The sequence below is a fragment of the Pseudoalteromonas sp. CnMc7-15 genome (genome assembly GCF_022347925.1).
In the GTDB taxonomy this organism is placed as follows: Bacteria; Pseudomonadota; Gammaproteobacteria; order Enterobacterales; family Alteromonadaceae; genus Pseudoalteromonas; species Pseudoalteromonas ruthenica.
The window spans coordinates 30206-46449 of the sequence record NZ_JAKRFT010000007.1; the positions used below are offsets into that span (position 1 = coordinate 30206).

The window sequence follows — 16244 nt, forward strand, 5'->3', positions numbered from 1 at the left end:
CACTGTAAAACTCTATTGTGGTGTTAGTGCAGGCAAAACAAAAGAGCCAATACACTTATTCGCGATGAAATGCGTAGCGATTAATGTTGGAAAACGCCATCATAATATCTCGCGCATAGTTAACTCTAGGATGTGCCAACGCGCCTTTACGCCAGGCCAAATAAATATTGTTTTCCGGTCCCTCGGGGCCCAACTGCACCAAACGTCCGCTGCGAATATCGTCATGACACAAGTAGTCCGGCAACACCGAATAACCCACGCCGGTGCGCACAATCCCCGCCAGGGCACGAATATCAGGGCAGGTCGCCACGATTGGCGAGCGACAGTGAGCTTTAAAAATCACATCAAAATATTCTCGAATAAGCGGTAGCTGAGCATCGTAGCTCACCACTGGCAAAGTGTTTAAAACGCTGGCATCGATTGGTGCTTGGGCAAGCGCATCGGCAAGCAAGCGGTGTGCAACCAGCATCAGCCTCTCACTATCGAGCACCTGATAGTCATAAACCTTACTATCGGGTAATGAGGCGGTGATCGCTAAATCGGCATTGCCACTGTCCAATGCCGAATAAATTTGCTCGCGATTACCGGGCAAGATGGTGACCGTCACATTGCCCCCCTGCAATAGATTTGCAAGCTGCGCGGAGGCCACGTAACTAATGTATTCGGCGGGCCCGGCGAGGGTAATGGTTCCTTGCACATCGGTAGAGCGACTGCGCGTTGACGCCATTTTTTGTTCTATGGCATCGAAATGGCTGCCCAACTGGGCCGCCAACTCATGCGCTATGTTGGTCGGCTCAACCCCGCGATGACGGCGCGTAAAGAGCGATTTTCCCACGGCCGACTCCACCGTTTGAATATGCGCTGTCGCCGCCGGCTGTGATAGCCCCAGATTTTTCGCCGCTCGAGAGATATTCAAACAGCGATAGACTTCAACGAAGGTTCGTAATTGCACAAAGTAAGACATAAACTGATATCAGATATTTTATACCTAACCCAAATTAAACTGAATTCTGCTTATTATAGCCCTCCGCTATACTTGTCTCATCCTAAACTTGATTGGAGCAAGTATGCGTATCAAATCAATTACCACCCTAATCGCCACTGTGGCGACCTTAGTAACCACGGCGACCGTTAGCGCCAATAGCAATGCAGAGCAAGTGCTGGTGCTGCTCTCCAGTGAAACGCACATGACCCTCGCCGATGGCAGTATCTATGAAACAGGGTATTACCTCAATGAATTTGGCGTACCCGCTGATAAGTTACAAAAAGCGGGCTATGACTTGGTGCTTGCAACACCGAAAGGGAACGCCCCACAAGTAGATGAAAACTCGGTCAAAGCCATGTATTTTGGGGGTAATGAAAAAGAAATGGCACGTATTGAAAAGGTTGTGGCGAACTTAGATGGCATTAACGACACCTTGAGCCTCACGCAAGTGATCGACAACGGCCTAGACCAGTACAGCGGCTTATTCATTCCTGGTGGCCACGCTCCTTTGATAGATTTGGCCAATAACCCAGAAGTAGGCACCATTTTGGCGCACTTTCATCGTCAGCAGAAACCAACAGCGGCTATTTGCCACGGGCCTATCGCGCTGTTATCAGCACAGCAAAACCCCAGCGCTTACGAGCAAAAGATTGCCTCTGGGCAAAACGCGTCAGCCACAGACTGGCTCTATGATGGTTACCGTATGACTATTTTCTCAAACCCCGAGGAAGCTAGCTTTGAAGCCTCGTTGGCAGGTAAAAAACTACGTTATTATCCAGCCAAAGCCATGGCCCAAGCCGGTGGCGATATGAGCTTTGCCGACAAATGGCAACCTAATGTAGTGGTTGATAGAGAGCTGATCACCGCGCAAAACCCTTTTTCCGATAACAAACTTGCCGATGCACTTATTTCCGCATTGCGTCAACGTAGCCAGTAGGGTAGTAACACCATGTTAAACTTTGAATTTAAAAACACCACAGAGATCCTCTTTGGCGAAGGCCAAAGCAAGCTTATCGCCGAGCGCCTTAATAGCAATGACAAGATCTTATTGCTATACGGTGGTGGCTCGATTAAGAAAAACGGCGTTTATGACGATGTCGTCGCCGCCCTTGCCGGGTTCGAATTTGTTGAGTTCGCCGGAGTGGAGCCTAACCCCACCTATGAAACTCTCAGTGAGGCTCTGCAAGTGGTCAAAGAACAAGATATCAACTTTATTCTTGCCGTCGGCGGTGGCAGCGTGATCGATGGAGCGAAATATATTGCCGCAGCAGCACACTATCCTGGCGACGGTTGGGATATTCTCGTTGAAGGGGCTGAGGTAACAAGGGCGCTGCCTATTGGCGCCGTGCTTACGCTGCCGGCCACGGGGTCGGAAAGTAACGGTAATTCGGTGGTTACCAAAAAGGCCACACAGCAAAAGCGCGCATTTGGCTCGCCTTTAGTGCAACCCCAATTTGCGGTGTTAGACCCAACTTACACCTATTCGCTGCCCACTCGGCAAGTGGCTAATGGTGTCGTTGATGCCTTTGTCCATGTGATTGAACAGTACTTAACCTACCCGGTGAACGCGCCGCTGCAGGACCGTTTTGCCGAGGGCATTTTGTCGACTCTTATTGAGCAGGGCCCGCAAGCGCTAAGTACACCGCATGATTACGCTGTACGGGCTAATATCATGTGGTCAGCAACCATGGCACTTAATGGCTTGATTGGTAAAGGCGTGCCGCAAGATTGGGCCACGCACATGATAGGCCATGAGCTGACAGCGCTTTATAACCTCGACCACGCACAAACTTTGGCCATTGTGCTACCGGCGCTAATGTTTGTGAAAAAAGAGCAAAAGCGTGAGAAAATCATGCAGCTAGGACGGCGTGTCTTCGCTCTAGAGAATGCCGATGAAGAGGCACTCATCGATGCCACCATCAAAGCGGTGCAAGATTTCTTCGAGCAGATGGGGGTGAAAACCCGCCTCAGTGATTACGGATTAGATAGCCAAGCGGCTAGCGAAGCAGCTGAGAACCTGCGTCGTAATGGTTTGCATGAGCTCGGCGAACACAGTGATATTACCCCTCAGGTTGCCCAGTCCATTCTCGAACTGGCACGCTAAGGTGATAGGGCCGCCAAGCGGCCCTTACTTATCAATCTTGCTAGCTGTCCATCTGTGTCGGCATGACATGCACCTCACGCACATTTGCCCTAGCATCAGCGCTGATAGCATAGTAAACCGCGTCGGCAATATCGTCAGCGGCAAGCTTATCCGGTTTCGGTTCGTCGAAAAATGGCGTGTCCACCATGCCAGGGGTGATAGTGGTGCAACGCCCCTGCCACTGGGCCATCTCTAGTGCCAGGTTTTGCCCAAAGCCATAGGCAAACCACTTACTCGCGCCATAAATAGACCCCTTCAATGGCATGCGCCCAGCAACCGAGCTAGTAAGAATGAATTGCCCTTGGGTTTTCCGCAAATGTGGCAAGCTGGCATGAGCGGTATATAGCAAGGCATTAATATTAATGTCTATCATCTTCTGCCATTGTTGTGGGTCGCCCTTTTCTGTGCCCGCTTTGCTCACTCCAGTACCGGCATTAGCAAAAGTCACATCCAAGCGCCCATAATGCATCACCGTACGCTCAACAACATCTTTAAGTGCATCATAATCGGTGGCATCACAGGCAAACGCTACGGCAAAGTCTTCGCCAAGCTCTTGTACCAACTGAGTAAGCTTATCCTCACTGCGGGCGGTCAATGCCACCTTATGCCCCTCAGCCACAAGTTTACGTGCCGTGGCTTCACCAATGCCGCTGGAAGCGCCAGTGATCAACACAATTTTCTCGCTCATACACTCTCCTTTTAATTAAACTGACCTTATAGACCTTGGGGGGTTACAGGCAAAAACAACCCACTTGTGCAAAAACCTTGGCTTTGCTAGCGTGTCGCAACCACCATTGCACTGCCATAACCATGCATTTTATCGCCCTAACCGCTGAATTGAACGACACTATTGCTGAGCTATTGCACCGCTTTAATGAGCTTAGCCAAGAGCAACAACACCTTGCCCGAGTGTTAGCCGCCATTTATAAACCGATTGAGTTGCATGCCCTGACACGCATTGTGCAGCATCCGGACATGGCTGCAATCGCGCACTTCAGCGACAAAACCTTGAAACATGCCATTACCGAGTTAAAAGCCTTAGACCTGGTGCAGCAAAGTCGCCACGGCGTGGTCATTAACCGTTTAGTCGCCAATTCACTGGTGCGCAGCGCCATAGCTAAAAATCATTACTTGGCGATGTTAACCGCTGCCGAGACCGTGGTTCCGGTGTTGAGTAGTTACCAATGGCAAGAGCAAACCGCCGATCAGCGTCGCCTTATTCGCGATATGTATTTCCTCGGTGAACACAAGCGGGTGATGGAGCTGTTGGCACTGCCTAAAAACCCGCTACAACTTGATTGGCAACAAAGTCCAGCGCTGTGCGGCTTGGTGTTCTATCCCTTTAACCTTGATGAGTTCAAGACCCTGGATGCACGTTTACAGTATCAAGCCTTCGCCACCCTACTGGCAGCACATCGGCAACAAGGCCAAAGCACGGCAGTACTAGTGCAATACTTGCATCAAGCTTGTGTCGCAGTGCCGGACAACACCTGGCTACACAATCTAAAGGCGGAGCAATATCTATGGCGTGGCGATATCACTCAACTGGCGGCCCATATTAATCCGCAAGATACCGAGTTATATAGTTTATTACTGCAAGGCAGTGCTGCTTTTTTACAACAACAATTCGCAGCAGCGAAGCAGTTATTTGAACAGGCACTACAGGCCAAAAGTCGATATCAACGGCGAAAAAAGCAATACCTGGAAGGGATCTACGGACTTTTTTACCAGCTCACCTTGCTCACTCTAGGCAATGGCCAAGACCGCAGCCCCTTGCAGACCCTAGAGCAGCAACTGGATCACCAACAACAAGACAAGCAACGCAGCGAATTTGCACTGACTATCGAGTTGGTTTTAAGGCGCTTTATGCATCATCTCAAAGGCCGTGATAGTTACCGATTTCGCGCCGATTACTTGGGGTTCTGTCGCAAAGGGGAGTTGAATTATCAGCTTTATGTGGTGTTTGCGCTGGCAGCGTACCGCTGGAGTTCGCAATCACCGGAGCCGTGGTTATTAGCGCTCAAAGACCCAGCTCAACGCTTCTTCGAACATAGCCAATGCCAGCTATTTGGCGCATTTTTACAGCAGTTTGACGACTTATCTACCGACGTTCCCATCAATATTGCGCATTTACTCCGAAGCCAAGAAAGCTGGGATATCGCCCTTGAACAGCTGCTTGCACTCGATACTCAAACTGACAACACACGCGATGAAGACACACGGTTAGTATGGCAATTAACCTCTGAGCGTTTTGCCGCAACACTCAAACCAAAACAACAAAAACGCAGTAAACATGGTTGGAGTAAAGGCAAAGCCGTGTCGTTACAGCGCCTGCATAAAGAGCCTCAGAGCTTTAACCTGAGCCACCAAGACCAGGCTATCTGCGCCCAAATCGACGTGCGCACCGGCCATGACTTCTACCGCAGCAAAGAATACCATTTACCCCTTGCCAGCGCCCTACCCTGTGCCGTCGGCGCCGACAATATTGTTGATGAGCAAGGCCATGCTTTGGAGCTGGTGCAGCGCGAGCCTAGCCTCCGCATCGTCACCCATGGCGATGAGCTTAGCCTCAGTATCGCCCAGTTGCCCACCCAGATTTATCAGGCAGAGCCGCCACTTACCTCCGTACGTATGCCTCGCCCTGGGGTGTGTGAGTTCACCATTTTTCAGCAACAGCATCTGCAAGTGGTTAATATCGTTGGCGAAGCGGGGCTCACCATACCCAGTCACGCGAAAGCAAAAGCACTGCAAAGCATCCGCGCCATTGCGCCATTGATAAACATCGAATCAGACATCGATGGCATCGGCGAAGCACTCATACAAACAGCACCCGCTGCTGAATTGGTGATCAATATTACCCCTTTGGCGTCGGGGTTAAAGTTCGACTGCGTAGTGATGCCTTTTGGCGAGCATGGCCCGACCATGAAGCCGGGGGTGGGCAGCCGCAATGTCAGTGCTCATATTGACGGCAAGCGTATTGCTCTACAGCGCGATCTCGCCTACGAACAACGTTTGCTCGAGCAACTCGATGAGCATTGCAGTGATTTCCAGGCCATGACCGACACCAGCTTGTCACAACCCGATTGGCAACCTGCGCTGGTCACTTTAGAGCAATTGCAATTGGCGTTAGCCAACCAACACCCTGATTTACCGCTCAAGCTGCGTTGGCCGCGAGGAAAAGCTATTACCTTAACACAGCCACTAAAAAGTGGGCATTTACAACTCAGTATCAGCCAAAAAAATGAGTGGTTTGATATTACCGGCAGCGCCACATTGGACGATGGCAAGGTGCTGGAGTGGCAAGCTTTGATCACCGCTTTTGCTACCAGTGGGGGGCGCTTTATTACCTTGGAAGATAATCGTATTGTGGCGCTCAGTGAGCAACTCAAACAGCAGCTCGAAGTGCTCAGCGGGGCTGCCGATCAGGGCTTATATCACCCGCTAACCAGCCGCTTAATTCGCGACCATACCACAGGTATGCGCATGCAAACTGTGCCTGGCTGGGAGCAATTAGATCGCCGCATGCGTGAAGCCAATACGTTACAGCCGCCACTCCCCAGCACCTTTCAAGCACATTTGCGCGACTATCAATTGCAAGGTTTTGACTGGGCCATGCGTCTCGCCCACTGGGGGGCGGGAGGATGTTTAGCCGACGATATGGGCTTAGGTAAAACGGTGCAGGCTTTGGCGGTGTTAGTTGCCCGCGCAGGGGATGGCCCAGCGCTGATCATTGCCCCTACCTCGGTGTGCTTTAATTGGCAGCAAGAGGCGCAGCACTTTGCTCCGACCTTAACGCTAACACAATTCTCAGAACTAAAAGATCACCAGAGCAGAGCACAAAAAGTGCAGGCGCTTGGCGCCGGCGATGGTTTAGTGATCAGCTACCAGCAACTACAGCGTCATATTGAGTTACTTGAGCCCATCCGCTGGCATAGCATTATTGCCGACGAAGCTCAGGCGTTAAAAAACCCGCTGGCTAAACGCACTCGCGCTGCGTACGCCCTAAAAGGCGAATTTAAACTGATCACCACAGGCACCCCCATTGAGAACAACCTCACCGAATTGTGGAGTTTGTTTCGCTTTATTAACCCTGGTTTGCTGGGCAACTTAAAACGCTTTAGTCGCCGCTTTACCCACGTCATTGAGAATGCCGAGCAGGAGCCGGCCAAGGCTTTAAAGGCACGCCGGGCGCTCAAGGAACTGATCAAACCTTTTATGCTGCGCCGCTTAAAGTCGCAAGTTTTGCAGGAGCTGCCGCAAAAGACTGAGATTAACCAGTTAGTCCCATTGAGCGACGAAGAACAGCATTTTTATGAAGCGCTGCGCCAGCAGGCCCTTGAGCAACTGCAACAACTAGAGCAGCTCGATAATCCCGGTGAACAACGCATCCAAATGTTGGCGCAGTTGACTAAGTTGCGTCAGGCTAGTTGTCACCCACAATTAGCAATGCCACAAAGCACCTTAACCAGTAGTAAACTCGAAGCCCTTGATGAACTACTACAGGAGCTACTTGAGAATAATCATAAAGCACTTATTTTTAGCCAATTTGTCGGCCACTTGCGGTTATTGGAAGCGCATATTAAGCGCCGTGGCATCGCCTATCAATATCTAGACGGCAGCACCCCAGCCGCTGCGCGCAAAGCACGTATTGAGGCCTTCCAGCAAGGCCAAGGGGAAGTGTTCTTAATTAGCCTTAAAGCCGGTGGCTCAGGCTTGAACCTCACGGCGGCCGACTATGTTATTCACATGGACCCTTGGTGGAACCCAGCGGTGGAGCAACAGGCTTCTGATCGCGTTCACCGTATGGGGCAAACACGACCAGTGACCATCTATCGACTCATTGCCAAAGGCACCATTGAAGAAAAGATTCTCGCCCTGCATCAGCACAAGCGCGAATTAGCCGACACCTTACTCAGTGATTTTGATAGCACTGCACAGCTCAGTGTCAGCGAGATGATGGCTATGCTCAAAGACACCTTTTAACTCTGTACCACAGCAAGCACAAAAGCCCGCTTAAATAAGCGGGCCGACTGTCTACACTGAGTTGTACTTATTGCATGGGCATCAAAACGGTGTCGATGACGTGGATGACGCCATTGTCACTTGCCACATCCGCCGAGCTCACCACCGACTCGTCGATATACAGCGCTCCATCTTGCAGTGACAAAGTGCTCATATCACCGTTGGCCATGGTGACCATTGGGTTGTCTGAATTAGCAATATCAATGGCCGCATCAGAGCTCACCGTAGCATCAGCAACTACATGATATAAAAGCACATTTGTAAGCGCTTCAGGATCGGCTAACAGCGCATCTAAGGTCGCTTGGTCAAGCTTATCAAACGCCGCATCGGTGGGAGCAAACACCGTAAACTCGCGCTCTAAGTCTGCCAAGGTTTGCTCAAGCCCAGCCTCTTGCAACGCACTGACTAGGGTTGTGAAATTACCATCGGCTACGGCAACATCCACGATTGACTGCTCACTAGGCGGCATTAGCACGCTATCAATCACATGAATAACACCGTTGTCAGCAGCCACATTGGCGGTGGTTACCTGCGCATTGTCAATGTACAACATGTCATTTTGCAGCGATAACGTCGCTGTATCGCCATTGGCCATGATGATCATCGGCTGCTCTGAGTTAGCCACAGCAATGGCGGCGTCTGATTGCACTGTGGCATCAGGAAGTACGTGATAAAGTAATAGATCTGATAGCGCTTCAGCGTCGGCAAATAGCGCATCGACAGTAGCTTGGTCAAGCTGCTCAAAGGCCGCATCGGTCGGGGCAAAAACGGTAAATTCACGCTCTAAATCGGCTAAAGTGGTATCCAGCCCAGTGGTTTGCAAAGCCGCCACCAAAGTGCTGAAGTTGCCATTGCCGACGGCAACATCGATCACAGATTGTGCTGGTGCCGGGACTTGAACTTCACCAACAACAACGGTATCGAGCACATGGATAATACCGTTAGTAGTTTGGATGTCTGTCATGGTCACTGTGGCATCACCAAATTTTAGCGTGTCGTTTTCGCCATCAATGGTTATATCTATCTGATTGCCTGATACCGTCTGTGCTTGTTGGCCATTCAAAGAAAATGCCGTGATTGAGTCTACCGAGCCACTGACAACATGCTGCAACAAAATCTCTTTGAGCACTTCAGGGTTGGCCAGTAACGTGTCGATGGTGGCTTGCCCTAATGCCGCAAAAGCCGCATCAGTCGGAGCAAAAACAGTGAATTCCTGCGATTCGTCACTCAAGGTTGCGACCAAGTTAGTCGCTTCAAGGGCCGCCGCCAAGGTGGTGAAGTCGTCGCTGGCAACCGCTGTTTCAATAATATTCATCGTTGGCTGCTGCGGTTGCGATTGTGGCGGCGTCAATACCGCATCAATCACATGGATCACGCCGTTGTTGGCGCTAATATCCGTGGTGGTCACGGTGGCCGTGTTGACCAATAACTCGTCACCAGATAAAGACAAGCCCAATGCTGCACCATTGACTGTCGCAACAGTTGAGCCTGCGGCGTCAATTGCGGCACTTGAGCTGACCCGAAAGTCCAAAACATGATAAGTAAGGATCGCCGAGAGGGTATCAGGGTCCTCAAGCAAGGCATCAATGGTTTCTTGCCCAAGCAAGGCAAAAGCGTCATCAGTGGGTGCGAATACTGTAAATTGACTGTCGGTATCGCTGAGAGTGGCGTCTAGCCCGGTGGCCTGAAGTGCAGCGGTCAGGGTTTCAAAATCCTCAGACGCAGCGGCGACATCAACCACTGTAGTAATGGGCGCTTCGGGCGGTTCGACGACAGCAGTATCGTTGTCATCATCATCGCTACAAGCAGTAGTAAGCGCCAACAAACCTGCTATAAGCGTTAATTTCAGATAGTCTTTCACGTTTGCTTTCCTTTTTTTTAAGTGAGACAGCAAACTCAACTACGTCGGTAACGATAATAAAAGATCAATAAAGTGTTACTTTATTTATACAAGTTGTGCCTACCTCATCAACAAACAACGGTGATTCTCTCTATCACAACCACATAGTAACTATCTAAATAAATTGAGATTTTTATCGCTTTCAGAGCAAAGATAAAGCATCGAGAGTGCTCCTAACTATTGCTCAATTTTATATAAGCCTTATACAACCAAGTTGTAAGTGATAATTGTTTTCATTATACTTAAGTTCTGTTTTCAGTTTTACTTACTACAATAACTATGCGCTACTGTTCTATTTTCTTAGCTGTAATTAGCTCTTTACCGGCTCTTACTCTTGCCAATACGGACACCGAGCAAGATCAAGCGAATAACGATACCATAGAGAAAATTGAGGTAGTTGGTCGCGCGTTTTCTCTTTATCGGCCAACAGAATCAAGTTTCGGTACCCGTACCAATACACCTTTGGAAAAAATTCCACAGTCGATTCAGGTACTGCCACAAGCATTAATAAACGATCAAGCTGCACGGCAGATCACCGATTTATATAGCAATATCGCCGGCGTTAATGCGTTTAGTTATTCAGGCGTGACCTTTCGCGGCTTTCGCCAAGACGAAATTCTCTATGATGGTGTAAAGGGCGACCCATTTAATGGTTTTGCCGTTCCCCAGCTATTTAATATTGAACAAGTCGCCGTGCTCAAAGGGCCAGCTGGCGCAGTGTATGGCAGTGGTAACCCAGGCGGCATTATCAACTATGTGACTAAAAAGCCGCAGTTTAGTGAGAAAACCACGGTAGAACTGGAGATTGGTAATGATGATTATCTTAGCGGAGCGTTTGAAAGCACCGGCGCCATCAGTGATTCTGACGCTCATGCCTATCGCGTTGGTCTATACCGCGATAGCGAAGAGCCCTTTCGCGCCAACACCACCACCGACAACACCATTGTCGATCTGGGCTATATCTGGCTGGCCACTCACGATACCGAGCTGACGCTACAGTATACCTATATAGAACAAGAGCTAGGAGGCGCACGCTTGCGTGGCGTTCCTGTAGACGAACAAGGTAACTTCGTCACCGATATTAGTTGGAATCACAACGAAGCGACTGATTTTCAAAACGTTGAGGCCCATGTTTATCAAGCCATTATAAAACATGACCTGAATGATACTTGGCGAATGGATATCACCGCACGTTACTTCGACAACGAGGAATTGCAGAATTACCATGAGCCTCGCGGCCTAGTTGATACTGACAACGACGGCGTGGCTGACTGGAGCCATCGCGAATTTCGTGATCAAATACGCGAAAATGAAGGTTTTAGTCTAACAGCCAACGCTATTGCTGAGTTGCAACTTGGCGATACACAGCATCAAATACTGCTTGGTAGTGATTGGTATAAACATGACTTTGCTGGCGATTACCGTACTGCACGGCAACAGAGTAAAGGCGGCCCCGTGCCCGGGCTCGACCTACACAACCCTGAGTATGGTCTGACTTCACGTGCCGACTATAACATGGACGCCATTGCCTCTCGCTTGAGCGCGACTACGCTGACGCGTTGGGGTATCTATGCACAAGACCAAATCGACTTAACCGACCAATGGAGTGTGACCGCAGGGCTACGTTACGATCACTTTGAAGACCGTGATGAGCTCAATCACACCGAATTCTCCGACAGCGATATAACTTATCGTCTCGGCACCAGCTATAACATCAATAACATGTTCTTCCCTTATGCCTTGCACGGTACCGGATTTGTGCCGCAAAGCGCGAGCAATCAAGACCCTGCTGCTGGTGGCCCGTTTGACCCAGAACACAGCCGTATCAATGAGTTAGGGCTAAGAACTAAGCTTTTCGATGACAGCCTCGCGGTGAACATTGCCACCTACGATATTGTTCGCGAGAATATCTTACAGCCCAGCTTGCTCGGTGATATTGGCAATGATGGCACCGATGATTTGGTGGCCTTAGGAGAAGTGCAAAGTAAGGGTATTGAGCTGGAAGTGGTGGGAGATATTACCGAGCGTTGGGTGATCACCGCAAGCTATGCATACAACGACACGCGAATCACCGAATCCAGTGATAGCATTCGCAACCAAATTCCCGACAGCGACAAGTTTGCTAATGCGCCACAAAACACGCTGGGAGTCTGGACCCGCTATGAGTTGCCACAGCTTAATTCTTCAATTTCCGCAGGTTTAGACTATGTCGACGAGCAAATGAGCCTAGGTGGATTGCCGGTGAAGCCTTACACCATTTACAATATGGCATGGCAAACCCAGTATCAAAACTGGCAATGGCAGCTCTCGGTTAAAAACCTCTTCGACAAAGAGTATGCATCCAGCGGCTTTATTACCCGTACAGGGCACTTCCCTGGCGAGCCTCGTCGCATTTATGTGAGCGCCAAGTATCGTTTTTAAGGAATACCAGTGAGCGCTAGGCAGTGGTTTAATGTGCACTCATGGGCAGGGCTGTTTGTTGGCGCCCTGCTTTTTGTGACTTGTTTATCGGGAACTTTGGCAACGCTCAGTCACGAGCTTGAGTACCTGAGTGATAGTCAGTTTCGCGCTATCAGTGACAGTGGCGACACCGATTTTGCCGCCATTGAACGCACCTTGAATACGCATTACCCCGGTGCTCAGGTGATGTATCTAGCTCGCCATAAACAAGACTATCTCGCCACTGAAGTTCAGTTAAAAATACAAGGGTCTTTTCGCTTCGTGTATGTGGATGGTGCCACCGGTGCATTACTCGGAGAGGGGCCGTGGGCGCGTATCTCACGATTCTTGCGTAACTGGCATATGACCCTATCCATGGGCTGGACGGGGAAGCTGATCATCACCAGCTTAAGCTTACTATTAGTGGTGTTGTTGGTGTCCAGCCTTTACGTATACCGTCAGTGGTGGCGTCATTTTTTGAAGCGCCCCGCTGCTCTCACACTTAGCAAGCGCAATAGCTGGTCCGATTGGCATAAACTCCTCGGCCTGTGGAGCTACTGGTTTATCTTGGTGATGGCACTAACGGGGTTATGGTATTTAGTTGAACACGGCCTACAAACGGCGAAGATAGATCATTATGTTGCACCGCCGCCAGCAGTGACTCAATTGGCCAATCAAAATGAAAAGAGTACACGCCCGCCGCTCACTTTGAGTGCCGCTTATCAGGCAGCGAAGCAGGCCTTCCCAAGCTTGGATATTCGCTATATCAGCTACCCACAACACAGTCATCAGGCTATCCAAATTCGCGGTTACAACGACGATATACTGCTGCGTCTACGCGCTAATAAGGTCTATTTGCACCCAGCAACAGGTGCCGTATTAGGTATTCAAAAAGGCGAGCAGCTGCCCTTAGTGCCGCGCCTAAAAGACACCGCCGATCCATTGCACTTTGGTAACTTCGCCGGCCTCGGCACTAAGCTCATTTGGGCGTTCTTTGGCGCGCTGATGACCTTTGTGAGCGGTGCCGGTGTGGTGATGGGCTGGTTACGAGTGCGACGTAAAACCTCTGCTATTCGCTGGCTGGGGCTATCCGGTGTTATCGCTATTGCCTTAGTGCTTGCCTCGGTGGTTGCCACAAGTATGTCATTTAGTGTGCGCAACGTTCCGGCGCAGTTATTTTCGCCGGTGCTCGGCGTTGAGAAGTAAGAGGGTGTTGCAATAGTGCTACCACTCTAAAAATAACAATTAATCCCTTAACTATTGAGTTGAAAGTAAAAAATTAGCGCTTAATCAGCTTTATTAGCAAAAAATGAACAAATGATTATTGTTTGTACTTACATAACAGATCTATAATGCGAACGATTTTCATTTTTCATACAGGGAATTATTATGAAGTCCTCTCCCGCTCTCGCCCCCTTAGCCAGTGCTATTACTTTGGCGTTATGTGCAGCAAACAGCTTAACCGTTCACGCCGATGTTCAGGATATCGAAAAGATTATTGTCAGTGGTCAAAAAATTGATCGCGGTCTACAAGAAACCCCCACCAGCGTTGCCGTAATAACAGAGCAAACGGTAGAGCGTGAGAACCTCAATACCTTCTATGATGTCCTTGCTCGTACCCCCAACGTATCTGGAACTGACGGTGCAGGCTTTAATATTCGTGGCATTGATGCGTTTAATGTTACCGGCGGCGGTTCTGGCGGTTTAGCCAGTGTGTATATCGATGGCGCGCCTGTGCCGTACAGAATGATGCAACAAGGCGGCTTTTCTACTTGGGATATCAGCCAGGTGGAGGTTCTTCGAGGCCCGCAATCGACCCTGCAAGGCCGTAATGCACTGGCAGGCGCGGTGGTCATGAATACCCGCGATGCAGAGCAAGAATACAGTTTGAAAGCTCGCCTGGGCATGGGCGAATACGGTGCTCAAGAGGCCGCCATTGCTCTTGGCGGTGGCCTGGTTGAGGATGAACTGGCATTTCGTCTCAGTGCTGAAAAACGTGATAGTGATGGTTACAACACCAATGTGGCTACCGGTGAAGAGTCGGACTTTGACGACAATGAATTCTATCGCGCTAAGCTACGCTATACGCCGACAGCCTTACCCCAGTTTGAAGCACAACTGAGCTTTATGCACAGCGAAAACGAAAAAGGCATCGAATGGGTAGCGACACAAAGCGGTAATACGGCTTATCCGATTAACGATATCTTCGATGATCGTTACGTTTATCTCGACTCACCAACCTTTGAATTTACCGATACCGACATGTATGCGCTCAATATGCAGTACGACCTCACTGATTTTTGGCGCCTCACTGCAATCACTACTTACTCTAACTCAAAGTATGGCTATGAATGGGATGGCGATGCGTCGATGGTTGGACCGCAATCAACACTCACCGATCGCCGCGAAGACAAAACCACTTCTCAAGAACTGCGCTTAACCTATGATGGTGAACGCCTCAGTGGGTTAATCGGGCTTTACTATTCCGATGTTGATGTTAATGACATCAGCAGTGGCGAGCGTGGTGTCACCTTTGAGCAGCTGGGTGTACGCACGTTACTGACAGCCCCCCCTGAGTTTGGCGGGCTGGGACTACCCGCTGTGTTAGCCGAACAAGTTCTGCAATTATACCGTGGCGCTGACCCCTTGTTTATTAGCCAGTCTGCCCATTATGTGCAAGGGATCACCACCACCGCCTTGTTCGCTGATTTTACCTATGAGCTAAACAACCACTGGGACGTATTCGCTGGCCTACGCTATGACCGCGAACAACAGGAAAACGGCAACACCACCGATATCAGTATCAGTGCACGCACCGAACAAGCGCTACCACAACCCAGTGACTATGCGTTTGATCCCATGCTGGCACAACTGATTGGCGGCATTAATCAGCAATTATACGCGATGGCCGCCGACGCCTCAGGCGACGAGCCCGTTGAAGACGCTGACTTTGATGCTTGGCTGCCCAAAGTGGGCGCTACGTATCGCTTCAATGATGACGTATCATCTAGTTTTACAGTGCAACGCGGTTATCGCTCAGGAGGTGTGGGCACTAATATCGCCCAGTCGACGCCCTTTACGTTCGACCCCGAATACACTTGGAACTACGAGTTAGCAATGCGTTCCGTATGGCTTGACGACGCATTAGTACTCAACGCCAATCTCTTTTATTTGGACTGGGAAGACCAGCAAGTTGATGTCTATCTATCCAGTAACCAATATGATCGTGAGGTTCGCAACGTTGGCGCGTCCCATGTCCAAGGTTTTGAAACCGAGTTAAGTTACTCGCTCAACCCAAGCACTCGCTTCTATGGCGGTATTGGTTATTCGCAAACAGAGTTTGACGACTTCGTGCAACTCTTTAATGGCGTTGAGACCAATTACAGCGGACGCGAATTCGCCGGTGCGCCGCAATGGACTGCGCTAATGGGAGTTGATTACTTCTCACATCAAGGTTGGGTCGCCAATGTGAATGCCAGCTACACCGGCAGCTCCCAACGCCTATCCACACCCTTAGAGCAGGGGTTAGACCCACGCAATGACGCCTACTGGCTGGTCAATGCCCGTGTCGGCTACCAATGGCAGCATTATGGTGTGTACGCCTTAGTGCAAAATGCGCTTGATGAGCAATATGTTGTGTTAGCCCCAGCGGGACTTGGCAACCAAACCTTAGGCGCTCCGCGCACCTTCAGTGTGCGCTTCGAAGCACAATTTTAGTTAGGCATTCATCGCGCGGCCCAGCGCCGCGCTCAAGG

9 protein-coding genes are annotated in these 16244 nt (G+C 50.1%); 6 read left to right on the forward strand and 3 right to left on the reverse strand.

The window, feature by feature from the left end; translation table 11 throughout:
* Positions 1 to 55 precede the first annotated feature (55 nt).
* Positions 56 to 964, reverse strand: coding sequence for a LysR family transcriptional regulator (locus MHM95_RS16540; RefSeq protein ID WP_045979389.1), 909 nt, complete (start codon positions 962 to 964; stop codon positions 56 to 58).
* A gap of 103 nt (positions 965 to 1067) precedes the next feature.
* Here MHM95_RS16540 and MHM95_RS16545 point away from each other — a divergent pair, with 103 nt between their 5' ends.
* Together MHM95_RS16545 and MHM95_RS16550 are read left to right on the forward strand one after the other, a co-directional pair.
* A complete protein-coding gene (locus MHM95_RS16545) occupies positions 1068 to 1922 on the forward strand; it encodes a type 1 glutamine amidotransferase domain-containing protein (protein WP_239385815.1) in 855 nt (284 codons plus the stop codon).
* Between the two features lie 12 nt (positions 1923 to 1934).
* Positions 1935 to 3089: an iron-containing alcohol dehydrogenase gene (locus MHM95_RS16550; protein WP_239385816.1), complete on the forward strand. Its 1155-nt coding sequence runs from the start codon at positions 1935 to 1937 to the stop codon at positions 3087 to 3089.
* Between the two features lie 40 nt (positions 3090 to 3129).
* Here MHM95_RS16550 and MHM95_RS16555 read toward each other — a convergent pair whose 3' ends face one another.
* Positions 3130 to 3816 carry an SDR family oxidoreductase gene (locus tag MHM95_RS16555; RefSeq protein WP_239385817.1) on the reverse strand — a complete coding sequence of 229 codons (687 nt, stop codon included), beginning with the start codon at positions 3814 to 3816 and terminating at the stop codon, positions 3130 to 3132.
* Between the two features lie 122 nt (positions 3817 to 3938).
* Here MHM95_RS16555 and MHM95_RS16560 point away from each other — a divergent pair, with 122 nt between their 5' ends.
* Positions 3939 to 8111, forward strand: coding sequence for a DEAD/DEAH box helicase (locus MHM95_RS16560; protein ID WP_239385818.1), 4173 nt, complete (start codon positions 3939 to 3941; stop codon positions 8109 to 8111).
* A 67-nt stretch (positions 8112 to 8178) separates the two neighbouring features.
* On the opposite strand, the gene MHM95_RS16565 is transcribed toward MHM95_RS16560, so the two are convergent.
* Entirely contained in the window at positions 8179 to 10011 is a 1833-nt protein-coding gene (locus MHM95_RS16565) for a fasciclin domain-containing protein (protein ID WP_239385819.1), read from the reverse strand.
* 318 nt (positions 10012 to 10329) lie between these two features.
* Between MHM95_RS16565 and MHM95_RS16570 the strand changes: the two genes are divergently transcribed.
* The 3 genes from MHM95_RS16570 to MHM95_RS16580 all read left to right on the forward strand — a co-directional run bounded on the left by MHM95_RS16570 (position 10330) and on the right by MHM95_RS16580 (position 16206).
* Positions 10330 to 12471 (forward strand): TonB-dependent siderophore receptor, encoded by a 2142-nt coding sequence (locus MHM95_RS16570; protein ID WP_239385820.1) that lies wholly within the window; start codon positions 10330 to 10332, stop codon positions 12469 to 12471.
* Positions 12472 to 12480: 9 nt separating this feature from the next.
* Positions 12481 to 13695, forward strand: a complete 1215-nt coding sequence (locus tag MHM95_RS16575; RefSeq protein WP_239385821.1) for a PepSY-associated TM helix domain-containing protein — start codon at positions 12481 to 12483, stop codon at positions 13693 to 13695.
* A 183-nt stretch (positions 13696 to 13878) separates the two neighbouring features.
* Positions 13879 to 16206: a TonB-dependent receptor gene (locus tag MHM95_RS16580; protein WP_239385822.1), complete on the forward strand. Its 2328-nt coding sequence runs from the start codon at positions 13879 to 13881 to the stop codon at positions 16204 to 16206.
* Positions 16207 to 16244: the final 38 nt, after the last annotated feature.